The 6,321-nt window shown below is 67.2% G+C and carries 2 protein-coding genes; one reads left to right on the top strand and one right to left on the bottom strand.

Going from position 1 to position 6,321, the window contains the following annotated elements; all coding sequences use genetic code 11:
- On the bottom strand, positions 1 to 498 hold a 498-nt coding region (locus KWI83_RS37365), incomplete at its 3' end, for an IS110 family transposase (RefSeq protein ID WP_256363369.1).
- Between the two features lie 505 nt (positions 499 to 1,003).
- Between KWI83_RS37365 and KWI83_RS37360 the strand changes: the two genes are divergently transcribed.
- Positions 1,004 to 6,007 carry a hypothetical protein gene (locus tag KWI83_RS37360; protein ID WP_218518820.1) on the top strand — a complete coding sequence of 1,668 codons (5,004 nt, stop codon included), beginning with the start codon at positions 1,004 to 1,006 and terminating at the stop codon, positions 6,005 to 6,007.
- The last annotated feature ends 314 nt before the right edge of the window (positions 6,008 to 6,321 follow it).

Below are 6,321 nucleotides of genomic sequence, written 5' to 3'. Positions count from 1 at the left end.
GACGGCCTTGAGCTGGTTGATCGCCTGTGTGCGGGCCTTGACCGCGGAGTCCTTGGCGAGTTTGTAGATCCGGGCGCCGTGCACGGGTCCGTCGCCGGACTTGGCCTGGGCCCGGGTGCGACCGCTGAGCACGGCTCGCGCTGCGGCCTGCGCATCGAGCGGGTCCGACTTGCCGAGCAGACGGCGGGCCGTGCGGTCGGGCCGGTTCCCTTCGAACACCTGGATCTGCTGGGTCAGCAGGTAGCGGGACAGGCCCGCGCCGAAGGTACCGGTGCCCTCCACACCGGCCCGGCGCACCGTCCCCCGCTTGCGGGCCCACACGAGCAGCCGACGGTAGCCAACGGCCGTCGCCGGAAAGGACTCTGTGCTCAGGACCTTCCCCAGCGGGGAGACCACGGCGGCGACGTGAACCTCGCCGTGCGTGTCCACGCCCAGGACGACCTCACTCCGATTGGGCGGATCCGTGCTGGAAGAGGTACTGCGCTCTCTGGTCGTCATGGTGGTTCGCCTCCCACGTGGTGACGTGCTGGGTGGATGGCACCGGCCCGCATGGGCGGTCTGAACCGTGATGGCGCCTGGAACTCGGCAAGGCCCCTATTGGGACACGCCCTGTGGCTCGGTGGCAGGCAGCATCCCGCAACGACAGTCGACAGGTCTGTGACTGGACACTTCGGTCATAGATCTCACGAGTCAGACCTCCGCCTGGGACGGCACTGCACAACCGTCCCATCGATCCCGGTACAGCGGCATGACTCGATCACTGCCGGATGACTTCGACCGAACCGATGCTCAACATGACCGAGCGCGCTGACAAGGCGTTGACTACCGTCCACTCCTGACCGATATTTCATGGCCGGCAGCGCCCAGGTCAGCACCGGCTACAACGGAATTCCTACGCCTGATCCGGTCCATCGACCCAGGGAAAATTGGTGTGTCAGCGCAGCCCTCTACGCTGGGATCCGACACGCGCACAGTGGGGCGGCAGGACGGTCAGAGGACAGCAGTGGCATCGAACGACAGCAGGGCACACAACTGGCAGAGCATCCGTGAATGGGACGGAAGCCAGCATCGCGCGTTCGAGGAACTCTGCTTCCAGCTCCGCACGCCGGCGCCTCCGGGCTGGGAGACGATCAAGACTGCTGCTCCGGACGGCGGCGTCGAGTGGTATGACCAGGCGCCCGACGGCAGCGCTGCGCACGGATACCAGGTCAAGTTCGTCCACAACATCGACGATCTCATCCCTCAGGCGAAGAAGAGCGCCAAGACAGTCGGTGAGAACATCGCGAACCGGAAGATTGTCCGGCTTGAGTTCCTCGCCCCCTTCGACCTCTCCGACCCCACCCCTGTCACCCCGCGCGGGAACGCGCGTACCGGTGCGAGGGAGCGGTGGAACAACAACGTCGCCCAGTGGAAGAAGGACCTGCCCGGTCTTGCTGGCGTGGACATCCGCTACGTCGGTGGCGGTGAGCTGCTGGAGCGGCTGACCCGCCCTGGAAATGAGGGACGTCAGTGGTTCTTCTTCGAGCGGCGGGCGCTGGGCAGCGAGTGGTTCAGGGAACAGGTCACGCTTGCTGAGCGTCTGGCCGAGGCACGGTACACACCCGAGCATCATGTGACATTGCCCCTTGCGCGCATGGCGGACGCGTGCGCCCTGCCGCAGGAGTTTTTGAGGCAGGGCGTCCAGCGATCCCGGGATCTGCAGGCCGCTGTGGTGACACTCCTTTCCGAGATGACGCGCTGGCACGACAGCTATCCCGCGCCGGACAGCAGCCCCGACCATCAGGCGCTGTCGCGGTGGGTGCACGCGTGGACGCCCGCATTGCGGGAAGGCGCCCACGCCTTGGTCCACGACCTGTCGACCGCATCCGCGACGTCCGGTTTCCCTGCCGAGCAGAGCTCTGCTGTGGCGGAGGACATGCTGGAGCGGCTGGGTGAGTTCAAGGACCTGGCTGGCCGGTTCGCGGAGAAAGAGCGTGAAAGCGACGACGCCACATCTGCCACCGGACGGGGCGCAAAGGCTCCAGTGACCGCGGTGCAGAGCGTGCAATGGGTGTGCGAGCGCGCTCTGGCTCGTGCCCTCGACGCCTGCGAGCGCCTGGTCGGCTTGTTGCGGAGTCCCGCTGCCCAGGCAGCGGAGAAGAAGACCTGGCTGCTCCTGGGAGAGGCGGGGCAGGGCAAGACGCATTTGCTGGTCGACGCCGCGCGACGGGCCGTAGACGAGGGCCGTCCGGCGCTGGTGGTGTTCGGGCAGGAGCTCACCGGGCACAACGCGTTGAGTGAGATCGCGCAGAAGCGTGGCCTGGGGCCGCTTGCCGAGCGAGACTTCCTGCAGGCGATGGACGCCGCTGGCGCGGCCAGCGGCTGCCGCTTCCTGTTGATCATCGATGCGCTCAATGACTCCGACGATGCCGGGAATTGGAAGAGCGAACTGCTCGCGCTACAGGTGCGTCTGGCCGGGTACCGGCACATCGCCTTGTTGGTGTCCTGCCGCTCGACCTTCAAGTCGATCGTCGTGCCTGATCGTTTCGATGGGCCGGCCTCCGCGCACCCCGGCTTTGCAGGACGGGAGATGGAAGGGCTGGAGAGCTACCTGAGGGGTGTGGCGGCGGTTCTTCCCAACACTCCCCTGCTGGCCTCGGTCTTCACCAACCCTTTGTTCGTAAAGCTGTACGCGGACAGTCTGAGCAAGAGCCTGAAGCGTGGCGGCTCGGGCGGCCATCCGCGTGACCGGAGCGCGGTGTTCGACGCCTATGTCGACCACCGTGCGGAGACCATCTGCTCCCGGCTCGGACTCGATCCTCTGGAGCGGCCCGTGCACCGTGCAGTGGACGCCCTGGCGTCGCGCATGGCCGCCGCACGGCGTTCCGTGCTGCCGCGTGAGGAAGCCCGCGCTCTTGTCGACGCGTACGCTCCGGCGGCCACAGCGTGGCCGGACACGATGCTCGGGCAGCTCCTCGCCCAGGGCCTGGTGTCCAACGAGCGGACCTACAAGGCCGACCAGGCAACCGGTATCGGTTTCCCCTACCAGGCGTTCGGCGACGACCGCGTTGTACGGTCGGTCTTCGCTGCCCACCAGGACGAGATCGACGCGCTACGCGAAGGACACCCACTGACCGCCGATTCCGCGCTGCGAAGCTGGCTGAGGCAGGCTGCCCCGAACTACCAGGAAGCAGCGTCGATTCTCCTGCCCGAACAAACCGGGACGGAACTCATCGACCTGCTGGCCGCCTCTCCCACATCTGCAGAGGCCACAGCTGGCCCCGGCAGACGCGCGGACGCACGAGGCTACCGGCTGGCCCGCAGCTTTCTGGAAACGCTTCCGCTGCGCAGCACACGCAGCGTCAACGAACGCACCATCGAGCTCCTCAACGAGACCGCCGCACGCCACGGACGCAATTGCGACGTGCTAGAGGCCGCGGTAGCGGTCACCGCCGAGCCGGGGCATCTGCTGAACGCCGACCGTCTCCACCGGGTGCTGCTGCGAAAACCGCGGCCCGAGCGCGACGCGTGGTGGGGCGTAGAGACCTACTCCTTGCTGTGGGACGTCACGGCACTGCACCGGCTGCTGCGCTGGGCCGAGCAGTACCCCACCCCGCGCCATCTCCACCCTGCATCCCTCACGGTCCGGCCTCGGCTCGGGGACCGGACCCGCCGACCGGTGCAGACGGCCGGAGCCGACCACGAGGAAGTCGTCCGGCTGGCCGCCACGACACTGGTGTGGACCCTCACGTCCTCCAACCGGTTCCTGCGCGACCGGGCCACCAAGGCCCTGGTGCAGCTGCTTCTGGGGCACGGAGACGTTCTCGTCTCCCTCCTGGACAGATTCCTCCACGAGGACGCGGAGAAGATCGATGATCCCTACCTCTTCGAGCGTCTGGTGTGGGTTGCTTATGGAGTCCTGGCCCGTCGCAGCGAGGACGACGGCAAGCACGACCTCCTCGGGACAGTCGCCCGGCGGCTCCTCACGTACTCCTACGGCGCGGTTGATTCGCCCGCGCACGCCTCACGGAACGGGCTGCTGTGCGAAGCGGCTACACGCGTTGTCACCTTGGCGCACCGTGCTGGAGCCGTCACCGGCGAGGAAGCAAACGCGGTCAGGCATCCACACGCCTGCCCTCCGATCGGGCAGGCTCCTGCGGAGGAGGACCTCGACGTGCTCTTCCCGCGGCGGGAGCAGAACAAGTCGCTGTGGGGATCGCTCCGCTCGTCCCTTTCACCCCTGGGAGACTTTGCGGACTACCAGGTCCGGCCGGCCGTGCGTCACTTCAGTTTGCTGCCGCTGTCGACCGACTATCCCCGTCGGCCGGCGTGGCAGCGCGCCGACGATCCTGTCGTAGTCGACCCCGCCCGTATTCCGGCCTTCGCGCAAAGCCTTCCGGAGTCCGTCCGGCCCGCCTTGAGCACACCGGCTGCCGTTGAACAACTCCTCACCGGGAGGAAGGCGAGGGACGTCCTCGACCCGGACCAGTACGCGCTGCTGCGGGCCTGCCGAGTGCCCCCGGCCGACGACGAACGCCTCGCCGCTGCCCACGTCGACGCACAGTGGGCCGCACGCTGGGTCCTCGCCCGCGTCGCCGGCCTGGGCTGGACGCCTGAACTCTTCGCCGAAATCGACAACATGCGTTCCCGCCACTCTGGCTCCCGCCAGTCACACAAGGGCGAACGGATCGGCAAGAAGTACCAGTGGATGGCCCTCCACGAGCTCGTGGAACGCCTGGCGAACCACCGGCACCCCCACCGGCAGACCGAGCACGACGCCGCCGAATACCCCGGAGCGGCACGACTGTCGCTGCTCGACATCGACCCCTCCCTTCCTCCGGCCCGACACCCCTTCTCCGACACCGACGACGACAACAGTCCAGACGAAGCCGACCACGCCACTTTCGCGACCGCCGACCCCGCACACCCGCTGGCACCACCTGTCCCCGACCTGCCCGACGACGAGGGCGTCGACGAATGGATCTGCCGTCCGGACAACCTGCCCGACCTCGACGAACTGGGCATTTGCACCGACAGCGACGGCAGGCAGTGGATCGTCCTTTACGAACAGGCCATGGACGACCACGACGGCCGAGGATGGAACGTCACCCGTGGCCAGGGAGAGCAATGGCACCGCATCCACAGCTGGCTCGTGCCTGCCCCCCAACTCACTAGCCTGCTCACATGGCTTAAGGGACGTTCGTTCACAAACCGGCTGATGCCCGAAGGGCCCGATCGCCACAGCCTTCTCCTGGCCGACTTCCCCACCGTCCCCAGTCCCTGGACCGATCCGGAACCCGAGTCCTGGCATGTGAGTACCTTTCAGTACGACGAACCCGATCACGGTGAGGACGACTCCCATGTCCCAGAGGACGACGATCTCTCCTCTCCGGAGCCAGCCCCCGGGCCACCGGCATCGGAGAGGAGCGTCGCCATCGCCATCTGGCGGGAGCGCAGGGAGAAGCGCCGGGAAGAGCTGCTCCTGGAGCTCGCAGAGCAGTGGGCGGACGGTCCGATGGAAGATGACGAGGACGACTGGCTGGAGCGCACCCTCGCCGCACAGCCGCAGGGCCGGATGGTGTTCGCCACAGACCCCGATGGGGAACCCGTCACCGCTATTCCGACCGACCAGACCTACAACTGGAATGGTCAGAGCCTGGACTGCTCCCTCGACGCATCCGTCTCCGTGACGCTGCTCAGTGACCCACTCCTGAGAGACAGCAGGCTGCGGCGCGACCCGGACCGCCCCTTCTGGTACGACACCGACGGGCAACTGCAGGTGCAGTATCTGACATGGGACCGCCCGAGCGGCAGGGCCTACAGTCTCCTCGCGTCCAGAGAGTGGCTCGAGCACCACCTCGAGCGCAGCGGCCACTGCCTGGTCCAGGGCATGACCGGTGAACGGCAGCCTGTAACCGCCGAGCACCCGCGTGTCTGGAGAGAGTTCAGCCAGAGCGCCGGCCGCACGGCACAAGGACAAGGCAACCCTGGGACCATCGTCACCGAAGTCAAGAGAAGCATCCGGTAGCAGGCCGTCGCCGGACTTGGCCCGGGCCCGGGCACGACCGCGGAGTACGGCCCGCGCGGCGACCTGTGCGTCGAGCGGGTCCGGCTTTCCCAGCAGACGGCGAGCCGTCTGGCTGAGCGGCTTTCCACAACCGTAGAACGCACACGGTGCGTAGCATGTGGGTTGTGAATCTTCCGGCTCGCGTGCGGCAGGCTCTCAACGAATCTGTCCATCCAGCAGAGTTCGAACGGTGCGCTTGTGCCCTGTTGCAGTCCCGGTATCCGGGGTTGTCGGCGGTCGAGGGCGGTCATGACTTCGGCCGTGACGCAGACATC

Source organism: Streptomyces sp. TRM70350 (genome assembly GCF_019219825.1).
In the GTDB taxonomy this organism is placed as follows: domain Bacteria; phylum Actinomycetota; class Actinomycetes; order Streptomycetales; family Streptomycetaceae; genus Streptomyces.
The sequence above is the reverse complement of the archived record's forward strand: the minus strand, read 5'-3'. Positions and strand labels throughout refer to the sequence as shown.